The organism is Caulobacter sp. GW821-FHT10E02 (assembly GCF_059415225.1).
The window spans coordinates 519,109-541,340 of the sequence record NZ_JBWKMV010000004.1; the positions used below are offsets into that span (position 1 = coordinate 519,109).

Consider the following 22,232-nt stretch of genomic DNA (forward strand, 5'->3'; position numbering starts at 1 on the left):
TAAGGTCGTGTCGCCAGGGGGCCGCGCGCCGCCTTTCATGGGGTCTCGTCTTGTTGTCGCGTCAACTTCTGCTGGCCCTGATCGTGGCCGGCGTCTGTGTCACCACCGCCGATGCCGATGACGATGACGACAAGACCCCGGGCTGGACCCCGGTCTGGACGGCGCGGGCCACGCGCGACAACGCCCGGGCGGCGTTCCCGAAGGGCGTGACGGAAAGCGGCCGGGTCGTCCTCGACTGCGCGGTCGCGGCCGGCGGCAAGCTGGTCGACTGCAAGATCATCAAGGAGACGCCGGCGGGTCACGGCTTCGGCGCGGCGGCGCTGAACCTCGTCACCTCCGAACGGGTCAAGACCAAGGACCAGGCCGGCGCCTCGACCGTGGGCCGCCGGCTGCGCACCGGCTTCAACATCCTGGCGCCGGGCGACGCCGAGCCGAACTGGCTGAAGAAGCCCACGGCCTTCGACCTGTCCGGCGTCTTCCCGGTCAAGGCCATCAACGCCGGGCGCGTCGGACGCGCCTCGATCACCTGCAAGATCACCGTCGAGGGCTTCCTCGAGGCCTGCAAGATCCACGACGAGGATCCCGTGGGCCTCGACTTCGGCCTGGCCGCCCTGCAACTGGCGCCGCAGCTGCGTATGACGCCGCGCATCCGGGGCGGCAAGGCCGTGCCTGGCGGCGAGGTCACCATCCCCATCGTCTGGGCCGGCATGCCCGCGCCCGACCTGGGCAGCTCGGGCGTCGTTCTGGACCCGCCGTGGGTCCAGGCCCCGACCCAGGCGCAGGTCAACGCCGCCTGGCCCAAGGAGGCCGCCGGCCTGGCGTCGGGCCAGGCCGCCCTGCGCTGCGAGCTCGACGACACGGGCAGTCTGCGCAACTGCGACACCATCTCCGAGAGCCCGAACGGCAAGGGCTTCGGCCGCGCCGCCAAGGCGTTATCGAAGGCGTTCAAGGTGACCCTGGATCCCGAGAACCCCAAGGCGCCGCGGAAGTACACCATCGACATTCCGTTCCGCTTCCGGGACCCGGCCACGCCGGACGCGCGCAAGCTGACCAAGCCGCGCTGGATCGAAACCATGACGGCCGCCGGCATGGCCTCGGTCTATCCCGAGGCGGCGACCAAGGCCGGCGTGAAGTCCGGTTCGGCGGCGGTGCGATGCCTCATCACCCCGACCGGCGCGCTGGCCGATTGCCAGGCCGTGCGCGAGGCCCCGGCCGGCCTCGACTTCGGCGCGGCCGCGATCAAGGCGGTGTCGCTGATGCGCATGAACCCCTGGACCAAGGAAGGCGACACGGTCGACGGCCTGACGGTCACCATCCCGATCACCTTCTCGATGGCGGACGAGGCCGAACCGGCCGCGCCCGCGCCGAAGACGAGCGGCCAGCCCTAAGCTGAAACCTCCGCCAGCTTTCCTCGCCTTGCGCGGGGGGAACATGAGGCGTACGGGAACCACGCTCCGCGCGGTACGCGGAACAGTATTTCAGGAGAGCGCGATGGGTTACCGGGTCGCCGTGGTCGGCGCCACGGGCAATGTGGGCCGCGAGATGTTCAACATCCTCGAGGAAGTCAACTTCCCCGTGGACAAGATGCACGCCATCGCCAGCCGCAAATCCATCGGCGTCGAAGTCTCGTTCGGCAACAAGATCCTGCACTGCGAGGATCTGGCGCAGTTCGACTTCTCGACCGTCGACATCGTGCTGATGAGCGCCGGCGGCGCCATCTCCAAGGAATGGGGCGAGAAGATCGGCGCGGCCGGTCCGATCGTCATCGACAATTCCAGCCACTTCCGGATGGACCCGGACGTGCCGCTGGTGGTGCCGGAGGTGAACCCAAACGCCGTCGACCGGATGCCCAAGAACATCATCGCCAACCCCAACTGCTCGACCGCGCAGCTGGTGGTGGTGCTGGCGCCCCTGCACGCCGAAGCCAAGATCAAGCGCGTCGTCGTCTCGACCTACCAGTCGGTGTCGGGCGCCGGCAAAGAGGGCATGGACGAGCTGTGGGACCAGACCAAGGGCGTCTTCGTCCTGGGCGCCCCCCCGCCCAAGAAGTTCACCAAGCAGATCGCCTTCAACGTCATCCCGCACATCGATGTGTTCATGGAGGACGGCTACACGAAGGAAGAGTGGAAGATGATGATGGAGACCAAGAAGATCTTGGATCCGTCGATCAAGCTGACCGCCACCGCCGTGCGCGTGCCGGTCATGGTCGGCCACGCCGAAGCGGTGAACATCGAGTTCGAGACCCCGCTGGACGAGGAAGACGTCCGCGAGATCCTGCGTGACGCCGACGGCGTGGAAGTCATCGATAAGCGCGAGGACGGCGGCTACATGACGCCTAAGGAAGCCGCCGGCGAGTTCCCGGTCTATGTCTCGCGCATCCGCACCGACCCGACCGTCGAGAACGGCATCGCCCTGTGGTGCGTGGCCGACAACCTGCGCAAGGGCGCGGCGCTGAACGCCGTGCAGATCGCCCAGCTGCTGCACGACAAGGGCCTGATCAAGCAGAAGACCCCGGCCTAGCCACCGCAACAAGCGGGTGGAAATCAGGGCTCCCGGGGCGCAGGTCCCGGGAGCCTTTTTCTTTTTCTGACCATGAAGGACGACGCCATGTCGCCCAGTTCCGAGACCCAGACCGATAGCCGCCCCGCCTATGCCGCCGGGGTGGGCTGCTATGTGCTGTGGGGCTTCTTGCCGCTCTATTTCCACCTGCTGTCGAACCTGGGCGCGACGTCGTGGGAGATGATCGCCCACCGCTCGCTGTGGTCGGTGCTGTGGGCCGGCGGCCTCGTTTTGATCGCCAAGCAGGGCGGCCAGGTCGCGCAGGTGCTGCGCCAGCCCAAGACGCTGGGCATGCTGCTGCTGTCGACGGCGGCGATCTTCAGCAACTGGACGATCTACGTCTTCGCGGTGAACGCCGGCCACGTGATCGAGGCCAGCCTCGGCTATTACATCAACCCGCTGATGAACATGGCGGCCGGGGCCCTGCTGTTCCGCGAGCGCATGACCACCGAGGGCAAGGTCGCCATCGGCTTCGCCGCCGTCGGCGTGGCGATCCAGACCATCGCCCTGGGTCACCTGCCGATCGTCTCGCTGGGCCTGGCGGCGACCTTCTGCGCCTACGCCATCCTGCGCAAACGGGTGAAGGCCGACGCCCAGACCGGGCTCTTCGTCGAGTGCGCCTATCTGGCCCTGCCGGGTCTCTTCTATGTGATGCACCTGCAATCGACGGGTCAGGGCCACTTCGGCCATGGCGGGGCGGTGACCACGCTGCTGGCCATCGCCGGTCCGGCCACGGTCGTGCCGCTGGCCCTGTTCGCCTGGTCGGCCCGCCGCCTGCCGCTCAGCGCCGTCGGCTTCCTGCAGTTCATCGCCCCCACGATCCAGTTCCTGCTGGGCGTGGCGTTCGGCGAGGCGTTCACGCCGCTGCGGGCGCTGTCGTTCGTGTTCATCTGGCTGGGCGTGGCGACCTTCGCCTACGGGGCCTGGAAGAAGACCAGGGCGCTGGCGCCCGCCTAGGCGCCAGCGTTCTAGCCACGCCGCCCCTGCCGGGTCATGGTCGCGGCCATGGACGAGCAGATTTCCAAGGGTCGCGGCCGGCTGATCCTGGCCGCGACGGTGCTGGGCTCCAGCCTGGCCTTCATCGACGGCTCGGTGGTCAATGTCGCCCTGCCCGCGATCCGGACGGCGTTGAAGGCCCAGCCGGCCCAGATCCAGTGGATCGTCAACGCCTACCTGCTGTTGCTCGGCTCGCTGGTGCTGATCGGCGGCTCGGCCGGCGACCGCTACGGACGGCGCAAGGTGTTCGTGGTCGGGGTCACGCTGTTCGCCCTGGCCTCCCTGGCCTGCGCGATCGCCCCCAATGTCGAGCTGTTGATCGCCGCCCGCGCCGTGCAGGGCATCGCCGCCGCCTTCGTGGTCCCCGCCAGCCTGGCGATCCTGGGCGCTGCCTTTGACGAAAAGGCGCGGGGACCGATGATCGGGGCCTGGGCGGGCTTTGGCGCGGTGACCGCCGCCATCGGGCCGGTGCTGGGCGGCTGGTTGGTCGATGCGGTGTCGTGGCGGGCCATCTTCCTGATCAACCTGCCGATCGCCGCCGCCACCGTCTGGCTGACCCTGAAGGCAGTCCCCGAGAGCCGCGATCCGGACGTCCAGCACCTGGACTGGCGCGGGGCGGTGCTGGCCGCCACGGGCCTGGGCGCCCTGACCTGGGGCCTGACCGCGGCCGGCGAGCGCGGCTGGGCTAGTCCCGCCGTGTGGAGCGCCCTGGTCGCCGGCGCGGCGATCCTGGTCGGCTTCGTCGTGCTGCAAGGCCGCGAGGCGCATCCGATGATGCCGCTATCGCTCTATCGCTCGACCACCTTCAGCGGCGCCAATCTGCTGACCCTGGCGCTCTACTTCGGCCTGACCGGCGCGCTGTTCTTCCTGCCCTACGAGCTGATCGCCCGGCACGGCTACAAGGCCGCCCAGGCCGGGGCCACCCTGCTGCCCCTATCGCTGGTGATGGGCACGCTGTCGGGCGTGGCCGGCCGTGTGGCCAACAAGGTCGGGGCGCGGGTCATGCTGACCGTCGGGCCGATCACCGCCGGCGTCGGTTTCGGCCTGCTGGCCGGACCGTGGATCGGCGGCGGCTTCTGGACCGGCGTCCTGCCCGCCCTGCTGATCCTGGCGCTGGGCATGACGATCAGCGTCGCGCCGCTGACCAGCACGGTGATGGCGGCGGTGCCGTCCAGCCATTCGGGCGTGGCCTCGGGCATCAACAACGCCGTCGCCCGCGTCGCCGGCCTGCTGGCCGTGGCGGTGCTGGGGCTGGTCTATTTCGCGCCCGGAGGCGGCGGCTATCCGTGGGTGATGGGGATCAGCGCCGTGGCGGCGATCGTGGCCGGCCTCGTTGGCGCGGCGACGATCAGAACCGGTGCGCCAAGCCCACGACCAGCTCCAGGTCCGGGGTCTGGCGGTTGAGGCCGGCATAGACCGAGGCGTCCAGTTGGACGTCCTTCAGCGACTTGGGCGTCCAGGCGGCGGTCAGGTCGAAGCTGGCCTGGGTGACGTGGCCGGACGGGTCGTCGTCGCGATCGACCCACAGCTCGGCGCCCAGGTTCACCGGCCCGACCGCACGGCCGACACCGCCGGCCAGGGCGTAGCCCGCGTGGCGCCCCGAGCCGCTGGCGTTCTCCCGCGCCTCGACCTGCGGCGACAGGCTCAGCGACCAGTCGGCGTTGAGCGGGATCGACACCGGGACGACCACGCCGCCCTGCCACAGGTCCGAGCCGATCCCGTGCGAGCCGGTCGGCGCGGTGACGAACGGCTGCACGGCGATCGAGACACCGTCGCCGGCCGGGTTCTTCAGCGACCACCGCAAGGCCGCGCCCAGGTCGCCGGCGCCGGAGACGACGTCGACCACGCCATGGTCTTTGGTCCGCACCCGCTCATGCGCGGTCCAGCTCAGTTGGCCTTCGACGGTGGAAGTCAGGCCCAGCCGCAGCTCCAGCCCGCCGTACGAGACGTCATCGACCGAGACCCCGCCGCCCCGGCTGAACGCGGCGTCGACGCCGCCGACCTCGGCCTGGAAGCGCCCGGCGTCCAGCACGCACGGCGGCGAGCCCTTGCCCGGCCGGTCGGCGCAGAAGTCGCGGTCCTCGGCGTGCGCCACGTTGGCGGCGGCCAGAACGATGAAAGCGATCGAGGCGGTGCGGATCATGCGGCTCTCCTTGCCCGCATGCCTAACGCCAAAGCTTCAACAGCGTTCTAAAGGGAAGCGTAGGCCGCTTCGATCAGGCGCACGGCGCGCGGATCGCCGATCAGGGCGTTGCCCTGCTTGTTCATCACATACGACCCTGACACGCCCCGCGAAGGGTCGGCGAAGGCGCACGAGCCGCCCCAGCCCGAGTGGCCGAACGCGTCGGCCGTCGGGCCGTAGAACATGTTCGGCTCATTGCGCATGAAGCCCGCGCCCCAGCTGATCACATAGGGCAGGACCAGGTCCTGGCCGACGATGCGCTGGGTCGTGGCGGCCTTGATGCCGGCCGGGGTGATGATCGAGCGGCCGCCTAGGGTCCCGTCGGTGGCCAGGGCCCCCATCAACCGCGCCAGCGACTCGGCCGTGGCGTGGCCGTTGGCCGAGGGGATCTCGACCCGCCGCCACTCGGCCGCGCCCTTGCCGCCGGGCGAGGACCACGGCTTGAGGAAGGCGGCCTGCACCGCGGCGTTGAGCTCGCCGAACTTCGGCAAGGCCGTCGGACGCATCAGTTCGGAAACCCGGCCATGCTCGCTGTCGGGCAGGCCGATCCAGATATCCAGGTCCAGCGGCGCGCAGATGTCCTCGCGCAGCGCCGTGCCCAGGGTGCGGCCATCGACGCGGCGGAAGATCTCGCCGGCCAGATAGCCGAAAGTCACCGGGTGATAGCCGCTGGCCGAGCCGATCGGGAACAGCGGGGCCATGGCCGCCAGCTTGGCGCAGGTGGCGCCCCAGTCGAACCACAGGGCCGGGTCGGTCTCGTCCGGGAAACCCGACAGGCCGGCCTGGTGCGACAGGGCCTGCTCGACGGTGACCTCGGCCTTGCCGTTCTGCGCGAACTCCGGCCAGACGTCGGCGACGGGCTGGTCGTAGGCCAGGCGGCCCTCGTCCACGAGGCGCGCGACCATCAGGGCCGCCACCGCCTTGGTGGTCGAGAACAGGGCCGTCAGGGTGTCGGGACCGAAGGCGACCTCGCGCTTGCGGTCGGCGAAGCCGCCCATCAGGTCGACGACGATCTCGCCGTCGATGGCGAACGCGAACCGCGCGCCCAGCTCGCCCTCGGCGAAGTTCTGTTCGAACGCCTCGCGAACGCGGTCGAAGCGGTCGGGGCAGAGGCCGGTGATGTCGGTCATGCTAGGCGAGGCGCTCGATACGGACGGTCGGCGAAGTCTGCTTGATCCGCGCGCCCATGGCCACGATCGGCAGCTCCGGAGCGTTCCAGACATTGGCGGCGGTGACGGTCTCGGCCACCCCGCCGACGGCGCGAGCCAGGCCGTACGAGAAGGTCTGCCCTTCCAGGATCGACGCGGCGTAGAGGGCGGTCAGCAGGTCGCCGGTGCCGTTGGGCGAGCGCTCGGCCTTGGCGTGGGCGGCCAGCCAGGCCTCCTTCTTGTCGGCCAGCACGGCGCCGATCTCGGCCCCGCGATGGACGGACGAAACGAGCGTGATCTTGCCCAGCAGGCGAGCGGCGCGCATGGCGTTCTGCGGGTCGCGGGCGTCGGTGCCGGTCAGCTTCTGCAGCTCCCAGCTATTGCAGGCCACGACGTCGGCGCGCGGGACCAGGTCGGCGATGATGGCGTCGGCCGTGTCGGAAGGGATGTAGAGGCCCTTGCCCGCGTCGCCCATGGTCGGGTCGACGATGACGGTCGGCCGGCGGGTGGCCGCGCCGTTCGGACGGGGCGTCTCGCGCACCGCGTCAACCACCCGGGCGGCGGCCCGCACCTGGGCGGCGGTGGCGAAATAGCCGGTGATGACCAGATCGACGAGACCGAACAGCCCGTTGGCCTCGATGCCGTCCATCATGCCCTCGAACACCTCGATCGGCACCGGCGCCCCGCCGGGGATGCCCCAGCCGGGATGGCGGCCGTACAGCACGGTCGGCACGACCATCGAGTCGATGCGAAACTGCGCCAGGGCGGTGGCTTGCGCCGTCGCGCCCACCTGGCTGCCGGCGACGTGGCTGGAGATGATCAAGGCTAGCGGCATGCAAAAGCGATTAGCCGAGCAATGCGGCCTTGAATAGGGCGGCTCTTCATCAAGCCGCGAAAAGAAAAGGCCCGCCGTCGCCGGCAGGCCTTTCCCCTTGGTTTCAAACGATTTCCGTAGCGGAAACTGACGCTACGGATGTCACTATTAATAGCGATAGTGGTCCGGCTTGAACGGGCCGGTTTCCGGCACGCCGATGTAGTCGGCCTGATCCTTGCGCAGGGTCGAGAGCTTGGCGCCCAGCTTCTCCAGGTGGAGGAAGGCGACCTTCTCGTCCAGGTGCTTGGGCAGGGTGTAGACCTGGTTCTGGTAGGCGTCCTTGTTCGTCCAGAGCTCGATCTGAGCCAGCGTCTGGTTGGTGAACGAGGCCGACATCACGAACGAGGGGTGGCCCGTGGCGTTGCCCAGGTTCACCAGACGGCCTTCCGACAGCAGGATGATCTTCTTGCCGTCCGGGAATTCCACGTGGTGGACCTGCGGCTTGATCTCGTCCCACTTGAAGTTCTTCAGGCCGGCGACCTGGATCTCCGAGTCGAAGTGGCCGATGTTGCAGACGATGGCGTTGTTACGCATCTGCCGCATGTGATCGACGGTGATGACGTCCTTGTTGCCCGTGGCGGTGACGAAGATGTCGGCGCGGCCCGCCACGTCGTCCAGGGTCTGGACTTCATAGCCTTCCATCGCCGCCTGCAGGGCGCAGATCGGGTCGATTTCAGTGACGATCACGCGAGCGCCGCCTTGGCGCAGCGAGGCAGCCGAGCCCTTGCCCACGTCGCCGTAGCCGCAGACCACCGCGACCTTGCCCGACAGCATGACGTCGGTGCCGCGACGGATCGCGTCGACCAGCGATTCACGGCAGCCGTACAGGTTGTCGAACTTCGACTTCGTGACGCTGTCGTTGACGTTGATGGCCGGGAACGGCAGGTCGCCCTTGGCGGCCATCTGGTACAGGCGGTGCACGCCCGTGGTGGTTTCTTCCGACACGCCGCCGATGGCCGCGCGGATGGCCGAGTAGAAGCCCGGCTTTTCGGCCAGGTACTTCTTCATCACGGCGAACAGGGCTTCTTCTTCCTCGTTCTGCGGGTTGTTCAGGATCGACGGATCCTTCTCGGCCTTCGGGCCCAGCACGCAGAGCAGGGTGGCGTCGCCGCCGTCGTCCAGGATCAGGTTCGGGTAGCCGCCGTCGTGCCACTCGAAGATCTTGTGGGCGTATTCCCAGTACTCGACCAGGTTCTCACCCTTGAAGGCGAACACCGGCACGCCCGAGGCGGCGATGGCGGCCGCGGCGTGGTCCTGGGTCGAGAAGATGTTGCACGAAGCCCAGCGGACTTCAGCGCCCAGAGCCGTCAGCGTCTCGATCAGCACGCCGGTCTGGATGGTCATGTGCAGGCTGCCGGCGATGCGGGCGCCCTTCAGGATCTGCTTGGGGCCGTACTCGGCGCGCGTGGCCATCAGGCCCGGCATTTCGGTCTCGGCGATAGCCAGTTCCTTGCGGCCGAAATCGGCGAGCGAGATGTCCTTGACGATATAGTCGGCCACGGTCGGGCTCCTGCGGTCGGGTGGGATCTTGAGGGGCTTATAGCGCGCTCGATCCTTCCTAGCAATTAACGCATAAAGATATCTTTATGTCCGACGTCAGCGGGCGTGGCCCTGGCTGCGGAAGGTCGTGACCCAGAAGTCCTGGGACAGGCCCTGGCAGGCGCCCAACTCGGTGCGATCGGTCAACACGAAGGCCTTGCCGGTCCACACATGGGTGGTGGCGATCCCGCAGTCAGCGATCCCCCGACCTTTGGCGTAGCTGTGCAGTTCCTGGCGGTCCGTGTCGAACGCGGCGCTGGTGGCCATGGCTCGCTCGTCGGCGGCGCCGGGTCCGCCCAGGTCGGCGAGCCGGATGTTGCCGCCCTTCTCGTCGGCCAGCACCAGAGCCGAGCTGATCTGATAGGCCCCGACCCAGCAGGGGATGGTCCACAGCACCACGCCCGGCGAGAGGCGGCTGGAGCTGGGCTCTTCCGGCGGCTTGGCCTCGCATTCGAAGCCCTTCAGGCGATCCAGCACGGCCTTCGGCGGCGTGTCGGTCAGGTCGGCCTGGCTGACGGGCTTGGCGGCGCGGATGACCGGCAACGGCGGTGGCGGAGGTACGGCCGAGACCGGGCCCTTGGCGACGAGAGCGGTGACGCCGCCGGCCCGCTTCTGCTGATCGTCGATCCAGCGCAGGGCGGCCGAGCCGCCGCTCAGCGACAGGGTCACCACCGTCCGGTCGCCGGACCGCACCGCCAGGGCATGGCCCCGCGCGATGGCGGCCAGCAGCGCCGGGACCTCGCCCGGCTTCACCGTCCAGCTGCGGAAGTCGTCGTCGGAACCGTCCGGCGCGCCGGTGCGGGCCAGGACCTTGCCGTCCACGGCCAGGCTCAGCGGCCCGGTGACGCCCTTGCCGGTCTCGGCGGCCAAGTTGATGTCGAGCTCGGGGACCGCGCCGGCTTCCGCCGCGCGACGCACGCGCAGGACGGCGCCGCCCTCCTCGTCCGGCGGAAAGCCGTAGGCCGTGCAAACCCGGACATTGTCGCAGGCCGCCCACCAGTCCTTGAAGGTCGCCGTACCGTCGCTGGCGGCAGCGGAACCGGCCAGCAGCAGCCCCGCCAGCAGGACCGCCGCGCGCAGCACTAGAAGCTCAGTTCCGGCTGCATGGCGCCCGGCTGCTGGGTCTCGGGCAGGTGGCAGGTGAAGGTCGAGCCGGCGCCCGGCTCGCTTTCCAGCGCCACCCAGCCGCCGTGCAGCTCGACCAGCGCCTTGACGAGCGCAAGGCCCAAGCCCGGACCACCGCGATCGCGGCCGACGAAGCGGTCGAAGATGTGGGCCTGGACGTGGAACGGCACGCCGCGACCGGTGTCGGAGACGTCGAGGCGCACCTCACCCAGGGCCCGACGCGCCGACAGGGTGACCCGGCCGCCGGGCGGGGTCTGGCGCAGGGCGTTCTCGACCAGGTGGTCCAGGGTCTGGGCCAGGCGCTTGCCGTCGCCGCGGATCAGGCCGACGTCCTCCTCGCACTCAACGGCGAGGGTGACGGCGCCCAGCTGGGCGTCCTTCAGGGCGTGTTCCTGGGCGTTCAGCAGCAGGTCGGAGACGCGGATGTCCTCGATCTCCAGCGCCATTTCGCCGGCGTCGATCTGGGCCATGTCCAGCACGTCGTCGATCGAGCGGGCCAGCTGGGTGGCGGCGGCGCGGACGGCGGCCACGTGGTTGCGGCCGCGCTCGGAGATGCCGTCGGCGCGTTCCAGCAGCTCCGAATAGCCGATGATCGTCGTCAGCGGCGTGCGCAGCTCGTACGAGACGTTGCCGACGAAATCGCGCTTCAGGCGCTCGGCCTCGGCCAGGGCCGCCGAGCGGTCCGAGAGCGCGTTCTGCAGGTCGCGGGTGTCGGTGACGTCGGCGAAGGCGATCAGGGTCGCGCCGTCCGGCAGCGGCCGGCTCTGATAGACCACGATGCGGTCGTCCGAGGTCTTGACCTCGCCCGAGGTCGGGGCGCGCATCTGGGGATCGGGATCGGCCACCCGCCCCTTCAGCTCGCGCCAGAAGGCCAGGTCGTGCAGGCGCGGCACGCACAGATCGACCACGCCCTCGAAGTCGCCGGCCGCCTCCAGCGCGAAGGCGCTGACGTTCCAGAAGGTCTCGAAGGCCTCGTTATGCAGGCGCAGGCGGCCGTCCGAGCCGAACACGGCGACGGCGTCGTTCAGCTTGTCCAGCGTGGCCTGCTGCACCTGGATCAGGGCGTTGTACTGGGCCTTCAGGCGCAGCTCGCCGGTGATGTCGGAATAGATCAGCAGCATGCCGCCCAGCGGGTGCGGCTGGCGCACGACCTTCAGCGTGCGGCCGTCAGGCAGGTGCCACAGGTCGTCGGCCTGCGGACCCAGGTCTTCGTAGCGGGCGAGCTCGGCGGCCTTCCAGCCCGAATAGTCGATGCTCTCGGGCAGGCGGCGGCGCTGGCGCAGGCGGTCCAAGATCTCGCCATGGGTCGGGCGGTCGCTCAGCCAGGCCGGCTCCAGGCCCCATAGCTCGGCGAACGAGGTGTTGTAGTAGGACAGTCGGCGCGTCTGGCTGAAGATCGCCACGGCCTCGGCGATGTGGTTCAGGGTCTCGTCGTGGGCCTCGACATGCTTCTTGAAGGCGTCGCGGACGTCCTCGATCTCGGTGACATCGGCGCAGAACACGCCCACCCCGCCGCCTTCCAGCGGCTGGGCCGACAGCCGGAACGCGCGGCGGCGGCCTTCCAGATTGATCCAGCGCACGGCCTCGCGGCGCTCGCCCTTCTCGACGGCCTCGACGACCAGGGCGTCGGCGGCGCGGTCGAAGCTCTTGCCGGCCAAGGCCCCGGCCGAGGCGGAAACAGCGCCGACGGCGCGGAGGAAGGCGGTGTTGCCCCAGACGGGCTGGCTATCGGCCCCGGCGACCCAGGCCGGCTCGGCCACGCTGTCGACGAAGGCGGCGAAGCGGGCCGCCGACGGCAGGCCGGAATCGCCGCCGCTGCCGGCCATCAGGCGCAGCCAGGCGAGCGCGCCGGCAGCACGCCCCTCGACCGAGATCCAGCCGTTGCTGCCGCGCGCTTCGAAGGCGCAGGACTCGCCGCGCTCGAACAGCGCCGTCAGCTTCTGGGCGTGGTCGGGATCGGCCCCGCCCAGGGCGGCGATCACCGTGTCGACCCGGGCCTCGACGCCCAGCACCTGGGCGCAAGCGGCCAGGCCCTCGGCCCCGGCGGCGAGATCCGCGCGGCCGCCCTCGACGGCGATCACGGCGGTGTCGAAGGCCTCGACCCAGGCGGGCGCGTCCAGCGTGTCGCCGCCCTGCAGGCCAAGGCGCGCGCGCAGAGCGGCGATACGGGTCTCATAGCCGCGGCGCTGGCCCAGCGACCACAGGGTGACGCAAATGGCGAGACAAACCGCGCCGGCCACCGCCGCGAGGATCAGGTCGTACGAAGTCATCAGGCGCGTCGCTTACCCCAGCGGGTCGTCGAATCAGAATCCCAGATTAGTCGGGCCGTGGCCAGAGGGGCTATGGCGCTGCCGGCCAATCGCTCTATTTGGGAACGCATGACCTGGTCCGATCGCCTCGCCCCGTCGCTCGACGACTTCGCCGCCCTGGCCCGGCAGGCCTTCGACGCCCTGCCCGACGACTTCCGCAAGCTCTCGGGCGAGGTGGTGATCCGGGTCGACGACTTCCCGGCCGAGGACGTGCTGGACAGCCTGGGCGTCGAGGACCCGTTCGAGCTCACCGGCCTCTACCAGGGCGTGGACCTGGGCCACCGCTCGGTGCTGGACTACGGAACCGAGCCGTCGCGGGTGTTCCTCTATCGCCGCCCGATCCTCGACGAATGGGCCGAACGCGGCGATGTCAGCCTCGGCGACCTGATCGCCCACGTGCTGGTCCACGAGATCGGCCACCATTTCGGCCTGTCGGACGACGACATCCACCGCATCGAGGACGAGGCATGAGTCTCTTCGACACCGAAACCTGGCGCGAACGCATGGACGAGCGCTGGTTCGACACCGGCGCGGCCATGGCCGAGGCCGGCGCTGTCGACCTCGTTTCGATCGAGGACGAGAAGGTCACCGCCCACGTCACCGGCAGCGTCGGCGATCTCTATGTCGTGCAGCTGTGGGCTCCCGCCGGCGAAGGCCTGTGCACCTGCCCCGGCTTCGAGAAGTTCGGCGCCTGCAAGCATCAGGCGGCGGTGGTGACGGCGGCCAACAGCGCCGACTTGGCCAAGGTCCGCGAACGGATGGCCAAGCTGCGCGATGGCTTGGCCCTCGACAGCAAGGACGCCCTGATCGAGCGCCTGGCCGAACTGGCGCGGGTCCAGCCGGCGGTGCTGGCGGCGCTGGAAGGCCGCTAGAGAAAGTCGTCGATCGGCGCCTTGCGCTTGGCCTTCGGCTTCGGCCGTTCCCACATAACGCCGGGATAGCCCTTCAGCGGGACCAGCTTGCCGCCGCCATAGGCCCAGTCCGGGGCTTGGTCCAAGGACGTGTGATAGCGCGGCTCTCGGCCGGTGCGAGTGTCGAACAGGGCGCGTGGCAGGTTGATCATGGTCGGGGCGCGCTTGCGCTCCATGAAGATCGGCGTCCCGCAGCGCGCGCAGAAACCCCGGATCGTGCCCTCGTGCTCGTGGCGGGTGACCAGGTCCTCACCCTCCAGCCAGCGGAAGCGGCTGCGATAGCTGGCGGTGTAGGTGACATAGGCGCAGCCCTGGACGCGCCGGCTGGCGGCCGAGTGGTCGTGGAACGCCCACCGCGCCGGCACCCCGATGGCGACCCGCACCGCGCCGCACGCGCATGACCCTTCGGCTTCCTCGGCGGGCGGTTTGAGGGGCTTGGGCATGGGACGTCTCCGGAAACGGACGGGCCGCAGTACAGCAGCCCTGTCAGCGTTGTGTCAGCACCTTCTCCACCCAGGCCGGCACGACCTCGCTAGCCGGGCCGTAGAGCTTCTCGTCGAAGACATAGGCGTTGGCCGAGGGCTCCAGATTGATCTCGCAGGTCGTGATCCCCATCACCCGCGCCTCGGTGACGAACCCCGCCGCCGGATAGACCGAGCCCGAGGTGCCGATCGAGACGAAGAGGTCGGCCTGCGCCAGGGCGTCCTCGATCGCGTCCATGAACAGCGGCATCTCGCCGAACCAGACCACGTGCGGCCGCGCGCCCTCGGCCCGGCCGCAGGCCTCGCAGACCGCCTCGGCCGACAGCGGCTCGGCGTCCGGCCGCGTCGCCTGGCAGTGATGGCAGCGGGTGACCGCCAGCTCGCCATGCATGTGGATCACGCGCTTCGAGCCGGCCTTCTCGTGCAGGTCGTCGACGTTCTGGGTGCAGAGGAAGAGGTCATCGCCCAGCGCCGCCTCCAGCCGCGCCAGGGCCATATGCGCGGCGTTCGGCTCAGCCCCCGCCAAGTTCACCCGACGCGCGTTGTAGAAGTCCCGCACCAGCGCCGGATTGCGCGCGAAGCCCTGCGGCGTGGCGACCTCCTCGAGGTCGTACTTCGTCCACACCCCGTCCTTGTCGCGGAAGGTGCCCAGGCCGCTCTCGGCCGACACCCCGGCCCCAGTCAGCACGAAGATCTTCATTCCGCCTCCAGACTATCGAAGGTGACGCCGCCGTCATTTTTCATTTGACCGCTCCGCCGTCTTGAGTTGACAGTGTTTAGATCGCCGAGGACCCGCGCAAGACGGACCCGGCCTTATGGACGTCACCCGGCCGACAGGGAGCGCCGACATGACCGACCCAATCTCTAAAGACCGGAACATCACCAAGGACGCCATGTACGACGCGGTCGCGCCGGACGACTTCGAGTCGATGCTCGAACTCGACCGCTACGGCAACCGCTCCAGCGCCTTCGACAAGATCATTTCCGCGACCCACGACCACTTCTGGGATCCGCTGGACAAGACCTATATCGACTTCGACGAGCCGTTCGACATGGAGAACCAGGCCCTGGTTCCCGAGGACATGGTCATCGCCCTGTCGACCGACTACGTCTCCAACCACCTGTCCGACCCGAAGACGCGCATCCGCTTCATCAACCAGTCGGTGCTGCGCAGCTTCTCGTCGATCCTGCACGGCGAGCAGGGCGCGCTGAACCTGTCGGCCAGCCTGTGCCACGTGCTGAAGGACCAGGGCGCGCAGGAATACGCCGCCAACCAGACGCGCGAAGAGGCCCGCCACGTCACGGCCTTCGCCAAATATATCAAGGCCCGCTGGGGCAAGCCGGTCGAGTGCGGTCCGGCCCTGAAGACCCTGCTGGTCGAGATCATCGGCGCGCCCGAGGTCTACAAGAAGATCATCGGCATGCAGATGCTGGTCGAAGGCCTGGCCATGGGCGCCTTCGCCACGTTCTACAACAATATCAACGACCCGGTCGGCAAGAAGCTGCTGCAGCTGGTGATGACCGACGAGGCCTTCCACCACAAGTTCGGGAAGATCTGGGCCGATCGCACGGTGCCCAAGCTGACCCCCGAAGAGCACGCGATCATCGAGGACTGGGCGGCGCACTGCTTCCAGACCCTGCTGTTCAACCTGGTCTCGCCGCACCAGCAGCTGGATCTCTACGCCGCGTTCGGCCTGGATCCCGACAAGGTGGTCGAGGAGTACGGGAAGATCATGACCGACGACGTGCGTCGGGAGAACATGAAGGAGCAGACCAACATCTTCCGGGTGCTGGTCAAGACGCTGCTCAACGCCGGCATCATCACCGACCGCACCAAGGCCTTCTACGCCATGTACGTCGACATCGACGAACTGAAGAGCGAGGGCGACCGGATGGTCGGCGACGACATCGCCGAGGAGGGCATCCGCCACCTGCAGGCGATCAACTTCAAGGACCGTCCGCTCAGCGGCGTCAGCATCGCCGCCGAATAGTCGGAACTTCCGACAACCCACCGCGTTTGGGCGGACCGAGGCAAAGGTCCGCCCATGCTTTTCTCCAAGACACTGGCGCTCGTCCTGGCTGCGTCCGCCCTGAGCGGCAGCGTGGCGCTGGCCGGCGCGCAACCGCCAGCCAAGCCCGTGGCGGCCACGTTCTATACCGGCCGCTGGTACGAGATCGCCCGCACGCCCAACGCCGGGCAGCGCGACTGCGAGGCCCCGACCACCGACTTCACGACCGAAGGCGGCAGCTTCAAGGTCCGGCAGATCTGCCATCGCGGCTCGGCCCTGGGTCCGGAGAAGGTGTTCTCGACCACCGGTCGGATCATCCAGGGCAGCCAGAACACCCGCTTCACGATGAGCTTCCTCGGCGGCCTCAAGAAGCAGGAATACTGGGTCCTCGACTGCGCCAACGACCACAGCTGGGCGATCATGGCCACGCCGGGCGGCAACTATGTCTGGCTGATCGCCCGCCAGCCCGACATGCCGTCGGCCTCGCAGGCCGTGGCGGTCGAGCGGGTCCGGGCGCTGGGCTACGGCAAGCTGGAATTCCCGCAGCACCCGCCGGGCGGAGCCGGCGCATGAAGCCCTTCCTCGCCACCTTGAGCGCCCTGGCCCTGACCGCCTGCGTCGCCGGCCCGGTCGGCAATCCGCACCCGCCGCAACCAGCCAAGGCCGTCGACCTCGAACGCTACGCCGGCCGCTGGTACGAGGTGGCCCGCTACGACATGCGCTTCGAGAAGGGCTGCGAAGGCGTCACCGCCGAATACGCCAAGCGCCCCGACGGCCTGATCCGCGTGCTCAACACCTGCCACCAAGGCGCGGTCGATGGGCCGGTGAAGGTCTCCGAAGGCAAGGCCAAGGTCGCGGACGCGACCACCAACGCCAAGCTGAAGGTCAGCTTCTTCGGCCCGTTCTTCTTCGGCGACTACTGGGTCCTGGACCACGCCGAAGACTACAGCTGGTCGATCGTCGGCGAGGGCTCGGGCAAGTACCTGTGGCTGCTGTCGCGCCAGCTCCCCACCGACGCCGACCGCGCGGCCCTGACGGCGCGGGCTGGGGCGCTGGGCTATGACACCGCGCTGCTGCGGCCGACCAAGCAGCCCGCGCCTTAGTCGATCAGGCCCAGCGCGATCAGGCTCTCGGCCGAAGCGACGATCGCCTCCTCCGCCGAGCGCGGCGACCAGCCCAGCAGGCGGATGGCCTTGTCGCTGGTGGCGTTCATGGTCACGCCCAGGAACGGGACCAGGGCCTTGAGGGCCGGATTGCCGGCCGCGGCGCCCAGCCGGACGACCGTGTTAGGGATGTCCTTGGTTGTGACCTTGGCCGCCGCCGCGCCCATCCGGCGCTTCAGCACCGCCGCCACCTCGCGCATCCACAGGCTCTCGCCGGCGATGGCCAGGAAGCGCTCGCCGTTGGCGGCGGGATGGGTCATGGCGCGCAGGTGCAGGTCGGCGACGTCGCGAGCGTCAATGAAGCCGGAATTGACCTTCGGGCACCCTGGCAGGCCGTCCAGCATCTGCTTGATCAGCCGGATGGAGTGCGAATAGTCCGCGCCCAGCACCGGCCCCATGACCGCGGTCGGATTGACGGCCGACAGCTCCAGCCCCCGTCCCTCGGCGGCGATGAAGTCCCAGGCAGCGCGTTCGGACAGGGTCTTGGACTTCTGGTAGGGCGCAACCTTGTTGTTCAGCTGCGTCCAGTCGGTTTCATTGAACGGCCGGCTCATCGGCTTGTGGCCCATGCCGACCGCGCCGAAGGCCGAGGTCAGCACCACCCTTTTGACGCCTGCGTCCCGCGCCGCGCGCAGCACCCGGAAATTGCCCTCGACGGCGGGGATGATCCAGTCGTCCTCGCTGGCATAGTCGCCCGACGGGGTCGGCGAGGCGCCGTGCAGGACATAGGCGCAGCCCTCGACGGCTTCCGCCCAGCCGCGATCGTCCTCCAGGTCGGCCGTGACGAAGCTCAGCCGCTCGCCGGGCTCGGCGCCGCCGACCTTCAAATAGGCCCGCACCTCGGCCTCCCGGGCCGGGGTCCGCAGAGTGGTGCGCACGCGGTAGCCCTGGGCCAGCAGGGCCAGAATGCAGTGCTGGGCGATGAAGCCCGTCCCGCCGGTCACCAGAACCAGATCGTCTTGCATAGGTGTCTCCTGATCGATACCCGGAAGCTACCGATCACGGCGCGGACGGAGAATGCTTGTCGATCCGCGATACTTTCGCGAAAATCCGAGAATGACCATCGATCCGTTCTCCGAGATCCTCAGCCTGACCCAGGCCCAGGCCGTCCACGCCGGCGGCTTCACGGCTGGCGGGCCGTGGGCGATCCGCTTCCGCTCGCGCCATCGGATCAAGATGTCGGCCGTGCTGCACGGCGGCTGCTGGTTCTGGTTCGAGGATGAGCCCGAGACCACAGTGCGGCTGGAAGCCGGCGACATCGGCCTGCTCACCGTCCAGCGCGACTACATCATGGCCAGCGGACCGGGGATCGAACCGGTCGAGGCGACCAGCCTGTTCTCGCCCGTGGGCCTGGCCTCGGCGGTGTTGGGCGACGGCGCGGACTTCGGCTTCATCGGCGGCCACATCCTGCTCAATCCGCTGAACGGCGGGCTGCTGGCCGACGTCCTGCCGCCGTGGCTGCACATCAAGGGCGGATCGCCGGAGGCCGCCGCGTTCGGCTGGCTGCTGAACCGGCTGGTCGAGGAAACCGCCGGCGGCCTGCCCGGCGCGCAACTGGCCTCGTCGCACCTGGCCCAGCTGCTGTTCACGGAGATCCTGCGCTCGCACCTCCAGGCCGGTGGCCCGCTGCCGGCTGGCTGGCTGCGGGCCCTGGCAGATCCCCGCACCGCCCCGGCGCTGCGGCTGATGCATGGCGAGCCCGGCCGGGCCTGGGGTCTGGAAGAACTGGCCAAGGCATGCGCCATGTCGCGCACCTCGTTCGCCAGCTGCTTCAAGGCCGTGTCCGGCAAAGCGCCGCTGACCTATCTGACCGACTGGCGGATGCGTCTGGCGGAGCGGGCCTTGCGCGACGAGACCACCGCCGTGGCGGTGATCGGCCAGTCGCTGGGCTACGCCTCTGAAAGCGCCTTCAGCAACGCCTTCAAGCGCGTGACCGGCAACTCGCCCCGCGCCTATCGCACGTTCGCAAGAGCTTGATCCGCGAACAAAGCTGGAACATGATCGCGACGATGGACGTGATCATCGAACTCCAGAGCCGCCCCGAAACCACCCTGGCCGTGACCCGGGGCGCCGCGCGGCTGCTGATCGACCTGGGCTATGCGCCGCTGGCCGAGGTGACCTTGCCGAATGGACGGCGGGCCGACCTGATGGCGCTGGGCCCCAAAGGCGACGTGCTGATTGTCGAGGTGAAGTCGGGGCTGGAGGACTTCCGGGTCGACCGGAAGTGGGGCGAGTACGCGCCCTATTGCGACGCGTTCTATTTCGCGGTCGCGCCGCATTTCCCGGACGGGATCCTGCCGGACGAGCCGGGAATGGTCGTCGCCGACGGCTTCGGCGGCGCGGTCGTGCGCGAGGCGCCCGTCACGCCGCTGGCGCCGGCCCGTCGCAAGGCCCTGACGCTGGCGTTCGCCCGCCTCGCGGCCTTGCGAGCCGCGGGCGTGAACGCCGAGCGCCTAAGCCTCTAGCAAAGAGGGCTTGTAGCTAGTCCAGATTACGCGCGATCAGGAAACCCACGCCGAGCCCGATCGCGAACGCGCCGAGCGCGACACCAACCGGGTGTTCCTCGGCGGCATGATGCGCCACCTGGGCCTTGTCGCGGGTCCAGGCCGCGCCGACCTTGGCCTTTTCTTCGGCGAAGGTGCGGGTCTGCTGGGCCACTTCGGTGGCGGTCTCGCGGGCCGACTTCACGGCCTTGCTGACCGCTTCCTTGGCCTTCTGGGTCTTTTCGGCGGTCGTCTTCTTCGCGCCATCCAGCGCGGCGGCGGCCGACGAGGTGTCGGGGGTGAAGCTGCTGATGTCCGTCATGGGGGAGGCTCCTCGGCTTGACCGGAGACTAACCCGTGGGACGCCGTTTAGTTCTCCCGCACCACCTTCAAAACCGCTTCGCCATAACGGTCCAGCTTGCCTTGGCCGACGCCGCCGGACTTGCCCAGCGCCGCCAAGGTGGCCGGTCGCGCGGCGGCGATCTCGGCCAGGGTGGCGTCGTGGAAGATGACGTAGGGCGGCACGTGCTGGGCCTGGGCCTGCTCCTTGCGCCAGGCGCGCAGGGCCTCGAACACCAGCTGGTTCTCGAGCGGGATGGTAAGAGCCTTGCCCTCGCGGCGCTTGCGGGCCCCGGTCGTGCGGCCCGTCTCCGGCGCCTCGGCCATCTGGCGCAGGGCCACGCGGCGCTCGCCGCGATAGACCTGGCGCACCCCCTCGACATCGCCCAGGCCGATCAGCGGCCGGCCGTCATTGGGGTCTTCGCGCAGCAGGCCCTCGAAGATCAGGGTGTCGAACAGGTCGCGCCAGGCCGGCTGGCTGAACTCGCGGCCGATGCCGAAGGTCGGCAACTGGGCCTCCTGGGGCGTGACGTCCTTGGTCTTGCCCAGCAGGTGCTCGATCAAGCGCCCGCGCCCGAACCTGCCGCCCATGCGGTGGACGGCCGACAACGCCTTCTGGGCGGCCTGGGTGGCGTCGATGCCGGTCGGCGGCGCGACGCAGATATCGCAGACGCCGCAGGGGGCCACGCCCTCCTCGCCGAAATAGCGGCGGACGGCGGCGGCCCGGCAGGTGACGCCCTCCATCATCGAATAGAATTGGCGCAGCTTCCGCGACTGGGCCTGCTTGACCTCGTCGGGGGCGTCCTTGGTGTCGATCCGGCGACCGGCCCAGGCCATGTCGGCCGAGCCGTAGAGCGTGATGCCCTCGGCCGGCTGGCCGTCGCGGCCGGCGCGGCCGACCTCCTGCCAATAGGCCTCGATGGCGGCCGGCGGGTCGGCGTGGATCACGAAGCGCACGTCGGGCTTGTCGACGCCCATGCCGAACGCGATCGTCGCCACCATCACCGCGGCGTCGGCCTCCAGGAAGTCCTCCAGCCGCTTGGCGCGCACGGCCTTGTCGAGGCCGGCGTGATAGGCCACGGCCGGGATGCCCTCGGCGTTGAGTTTCTCGGCCAGCTTCTCGGTGGAGTCGCGGCTGCCGGCATAGACGACGCCGGCCCGGCCGGGGCGCTCCAAAACGAGCTCGACCACGCGATCATGGCCCTTGCCGCGCTTGCGCTCGGCCGACAGCGCCAGTTCGGGACGGGCGAAGCTGTCGACGAACTCGGCCGCGCCCTGCAGGCGCAGCTCGGCGCGGATGTCGTCGCGGGTCCGGGCGTCGGCGGTGGCGGTGACGGCCAGGCGCGGCACGTTCGGGAAGAGCTCGGCCAGCCGCCCCATCATCCGGTATTCAGGCCGGAAGTCGTGGCCCCACTGGCTGACGCAGTGGGCTTCGTCGACGGCGATCAAAGCGAGCGGCGTGCGCGAGAGGCGATCCAGCATCCACGGCTGCATCAGGCCTTCGGGCGAGAGGTACAGCATGTCGACCTCGCCGGCGTCGATGCGCCGCCAGATGTCGTTGCGCTCGTCCATCGAGACGTTGCTGTCCAGCCGCTCGGCCGCTACCCCCGCCTGGCGCAGGCCCTGGACCTGGTCGGCCATCAGGGCGATCAGCGGCGAGATCACCAGACCGACGCCGGGCCGGATCAGCGACGGGATCTGGTAGCAGAGCGACTTGCCGCCGCCGGTGGGCAACACGGCCATGGCGCTGTGGCCGGCCAGGATCTCGCTGATCACCCCGGCCTGCATGCCTCGGAAGTCGGCGTGGCCGAAGGTACGCCGCAGGACGTCGCGGGCGTGGTCGAGTTCGGGGGATTCGGGAGGAACGTACACGGGGGCTCTTTTGACAGCCTCGGGCGGCGAGGCCAAGCACGACAGGTCGCCATCTGACGAGGCTAGGAACGCCATGGTCGTTCGCCGTTTGTTTCCTCAATTAGAAGTGGCAACATGGCGCCGAGAGGCCGCCGCCACAAGCGCGCCTTAAGCTTCGTTCACTTCTCGTCAATCTTGTCGCGCGTTGTGTGGGCTTGGGCTAAACGAAACGCGCTTGAGATCGACGCGCGGGATACAGGAC

General features: G+C 69.2%; 22 protein-coding genes. 11 read left to right on the forward strand and 11 right to left on the reverse strand.

The window, feature by feature from the left end:
* Positions 1–53: 53 nt before the first annotated feature.
* From AC07NI_RS22330 to AC07NI_RS22345, 4 genes are all read left to right on the forward strand, one after another.
* A complete protein-coding gene (locus AC07NI_RS22330; RefSeq protein WP_494623205.1) occupies positions 54–1,388 on the forward strand; it encodes an energy transducer TonB in 1,335 nt (444 codons plus the stop codon).
* Between the two features lie 103 nt (positions 1,389–1,491).
* A complete protein-coding gene (locus AC07NI_RS22335; RefSeq protein ID WP_494623207.1) occupies positions 1,492–2,520 on the forward strand; it encodes an aspartate-semialdehyde dehydrogenase in 1,029 nt (342 codons plus the stop codon).
* 87 nt (positions 2,521–2,607) lie between these two features.
* Positions 2,608–3,516 carry an EamA family transporter RarD gene (gene rarD, locus AC07NI_RS22340; protein ID WP_494623209.1) on the forward strand — a complete coding sequence of 303 codons (909 nt, stop codon included), beginning with the start codon at positions 2,608–2,610 and terminating at the stop codon, positions 3,514–3,516.
* Between the two features lie 48 nt (positions 3,517–3,564).
* Entirely contained in the window at positions 3,565–4,959 is a 1,395-nt protein-coding gene (locus AC07NI_RS22345) for a DHA2 family efflux MFS transporter permease subunit (protein WP_494623211.1), read from the forward strand.
* Here AC07NI_RS22345 and AC07NI_RS22350 read toward each other — a convergent pair.
* The 6 genes from AC07NI_RS22350 to divL form a co-directional block, all read right to left on the reverse strand.
* Positions 4,904–5,698, reverse strand: coding sequence for a transporter (locus AC07NI_RS22350; protein ID WP_494623213.1), 795 nt, complete (start codon positions 5,696–5,698; stop codon positions 4,904–4,906). The two genes, AC07NI_RS22345 and AC07NI_RS22350, sit on opposite strands and share 56 nt — an antisense overlap.
* A gap of 47 nt (positions 5,699–5,745) precedes the next feature.
* Complete coding sequence (locus AC07NI_RS22355) at positions 5,746–6,867, reverse strand: serine hydrolase domain-containing protein (RefSeq protein ID WP_494623215.1); 1,122 nt, start codon at positions 6,865–6,867, stop codon at positions 5,746–5,748.
* A gap of 1 nt (position 6,868) precedes the next feature.
* Positions 6,869–7,720 carry a bifunctional hydroxymethylpyrimidine kinase/phosphomethylpyrimidine kinase gene (locus AC07NI_RS22360; RefSeq protein WP_494623217.1) on the reverse strand — a complete coding sequence of 284 codons (852 nt, stop codon included), beginning with the start codon at positions 7,718–7,720 and terminating at the stop codon, positions 6,869–6,871.
* Between the two features lie 147 nt (positions 7,721–7,867).
* Positions 7,868–9,259, reverse strand: a complete 1,392-nt coding sequence (gene ahcY, locus AC07NI_RS22365) for an adenosylhomocysteinase (protein WP_494623219.1) — start codon at positions 9,257–9,259, stop codon at positions 7,868–7,870.
* Between the two features lie 96 nt (positions 9,260–9,355).
* Positions 9,356–10,381: a DUF1176 domain-containing protein gene (locus AC07NI_RS22370; RefSeq protein WP_494623221.1), complete on the reverse strand. Its 1,026-nt coding sequence runs from the start codon at positions 10,379–10,381 to the stop codon at positions 9,356–9,358.
* On the reverse strand, positions 10,381–12,693 hold the full coding sequence (divL, locus tag AC07NI_RS22375; RefSeq protein ID WP_494623223.1) for a cell cycle protein kinase DivL: 2,313 nt from the start codon (positions 12,691–12,693) through the stop codon (positions 10,381–10,383). The genes AC07NI_RS22370 and divL overlap by 1 nt, the downstream gene beginning before the upstream one ends.
* A gap of 108 nt (positions 12,694–12,801) precedes the next feature.
* Here divL and AC07NI_RS22380 point away from each other — a divergent pair, with 108 nt between their 5' ends.
* Entirely contained in the window at positions 12,802–13,203 is a 402-nt protein-coding gene (locus AC07NI_RS22380) for a metallopeptidase family protein (protein WP_494623225.1), read from the forward strand.
* On the forward strand, positions 13,200–13,604 hold the full coding sequence (locus AC07NI_RS22385; RefSeq protein WP_494623227.1) for an SWIM zinc finger family protein: 405 nt from the start codon (positions 13,200–13,202) through the stop codon (positions 13,602–13,604). Before AC07NI_RS22380 ends, AC07NI_RS22385 begins: the two co-directional genes overlap by 4 nt.
* Here the strand turns inward: AC07NI_RS22385 and AC07NI_RS22390 are convergent.
* Complete coding sequence (locus AC07NI_RS22390; RefSeq protein ID WP_494623229.1) at positions 13,601–14,086, reverse strand: GFA family protein; 486 nt, start codon at positions 14,084–14,086, stop codon at positions 13,601–13,603. The genes AC07NI_RS22385 and AC07NI_RS22390 overlap by 4 nt on opposite strands.
* Positions 14,087–14,129: 43 nt before the next feature.
* Positions 14,130–14,825 carry an NAD-dependent deacylase gene (locus AC07NI_RS22395; protein WP_494623231.1) on the reverse strand — a complete coding sequence of 232 codons (696 nt, stop codon included), beginning with the start codon at positions 14,823–14,825 and terminating at the stop codon, positions 14,130–14,132.
* Between the two features lie 148 nt (positions 14,826–14,973).
* Here AC07NI_RS22395 and AC07NI_RS22400 point away from each other — a divergent pair, with 148 nt between their 5' ends.
* The 3 genes from AC07NI_RS22400 to AC07NI_RS22410 are packed head-to-tail and all read left to right on the forward strand — an operon-like array spanning position 14,974 to position 17,237.
* Positions 14,974–16,116 carry a ferritin-like domain-containing protein gene (locus AC07NI_RS22400; protein ID WP_494623233.1) on the forward strand — a complete coding sequence of 381 codons (1,143 nt, stop codon included), beginning with the start codon at positions 14,974–14,976 and terminating at the stop codon, positions 16,114–16,116.
* A gap of 54 nt (positions 16,117–16,170) precedes the next feature.
* The gene (locus AC07NI_RS22405) at positions 16,171–16,707 is read left to right on the forward strand and encodes a lipocalin family protein (RefSeq protein ID WP_494623235.1); all 537 of its coding nucleotides are present in this window, start codon (positions 16,171–16,173) and stop codon (positions 16,705–16,707) included.
* Entirely contained in the window at positions 16,704–17,237 is a 534-nt protein-coding gene (locus AC07NI_RS22410) for a lipocalin family protein (RefSeq protein ID WP_494623237.1), read from the forward strand. The genes AC07NI_RS22405 and AC07NI_RS22410 overlap by 4 nt, the downstream gene beginning before the upstream one ends.
* On the opposite strand, the gene AC07NI_RS22415 is transcribed toward AC07NI_RS22410, so the two are convergent.
* Positions 17,234–18,262, reverse strand: coding sequence for an SDR family oxidoreductase (locus AC07NI_RS22415; RefSeq protein WP_494623239.1), 1,029 nt, complete (start codon positions 18,260–18,262; stop codon positions 17,234–17,236). The genes AC07NI_RS22410 and AC07NI_RS22415 overlap by 4 nt on opposite strands.
* Before the next feature lie 91 nt (positions 18,263–18,353).
* Between AC07NI_RS22415 and AC07NI_RS22420 the strand changes: the two genes are divergently transcribed.
* Positions 18,354–19,274, forward strand: a complete 921-nt coding sequence (locus AC07NI_RS22420) for an AraC family transcriptional regulator (RefSeq protein WP_494623241.1) — start codon at positions 18,354–18,356, stop codon at positions 19,272–19,274.
* Positions 19,275–19,306: 32 nt separating this feature from the next.
* Positions 19,307–19,762: a DNA repair putative endonuclease MmcB gene (mmcB, locus tag AC07NI_RS22425; protein WP_494623347.1), complete on the forward strand. Its 456-nt coding sequence runs from the start codon at positions 19,307–19,309 to the stop codon at positions 19,760–19,762.
* A gap of 16 nt (positions 19,763–19,778) precedes the next feature.
* Here mmcB and AC07NI_RS22430 read toward each other — a convergent pair whose 3' ends face one another.
* Together AC07NI_RS22430 and recQ are read right to left on the reverse strand one after the other, a co-directional pair.
* Positions 19,779–20,102 carry a hypothetical protein gene (locus AC07NI_RS22430; RefSeq protein WP_494623243.1) on the reverse strand — a complete coding sequence of 108 codons (324 nt, stop codon included), beginning with the start codon at positions 20,100–20,102 and terminating at the stop codon, positions 19,779–19,781.
* 47 nt (positions 20,103–20,149) lie between these two features.
* Positions 20,150–21,991 (reverse strand): DNA helicase RecQ, encoded by a 1,842-nt coding sequence (gene recQ, locus AC07NI_RS22435; RefSeq protein ID WP_494623245.1) that lies wholly within the window; start codon positions 21,989–21,991, stop codon positions 20,150–20,152.
* Positions 21,992–22,232: the final 241 nt, after the last annotated feature.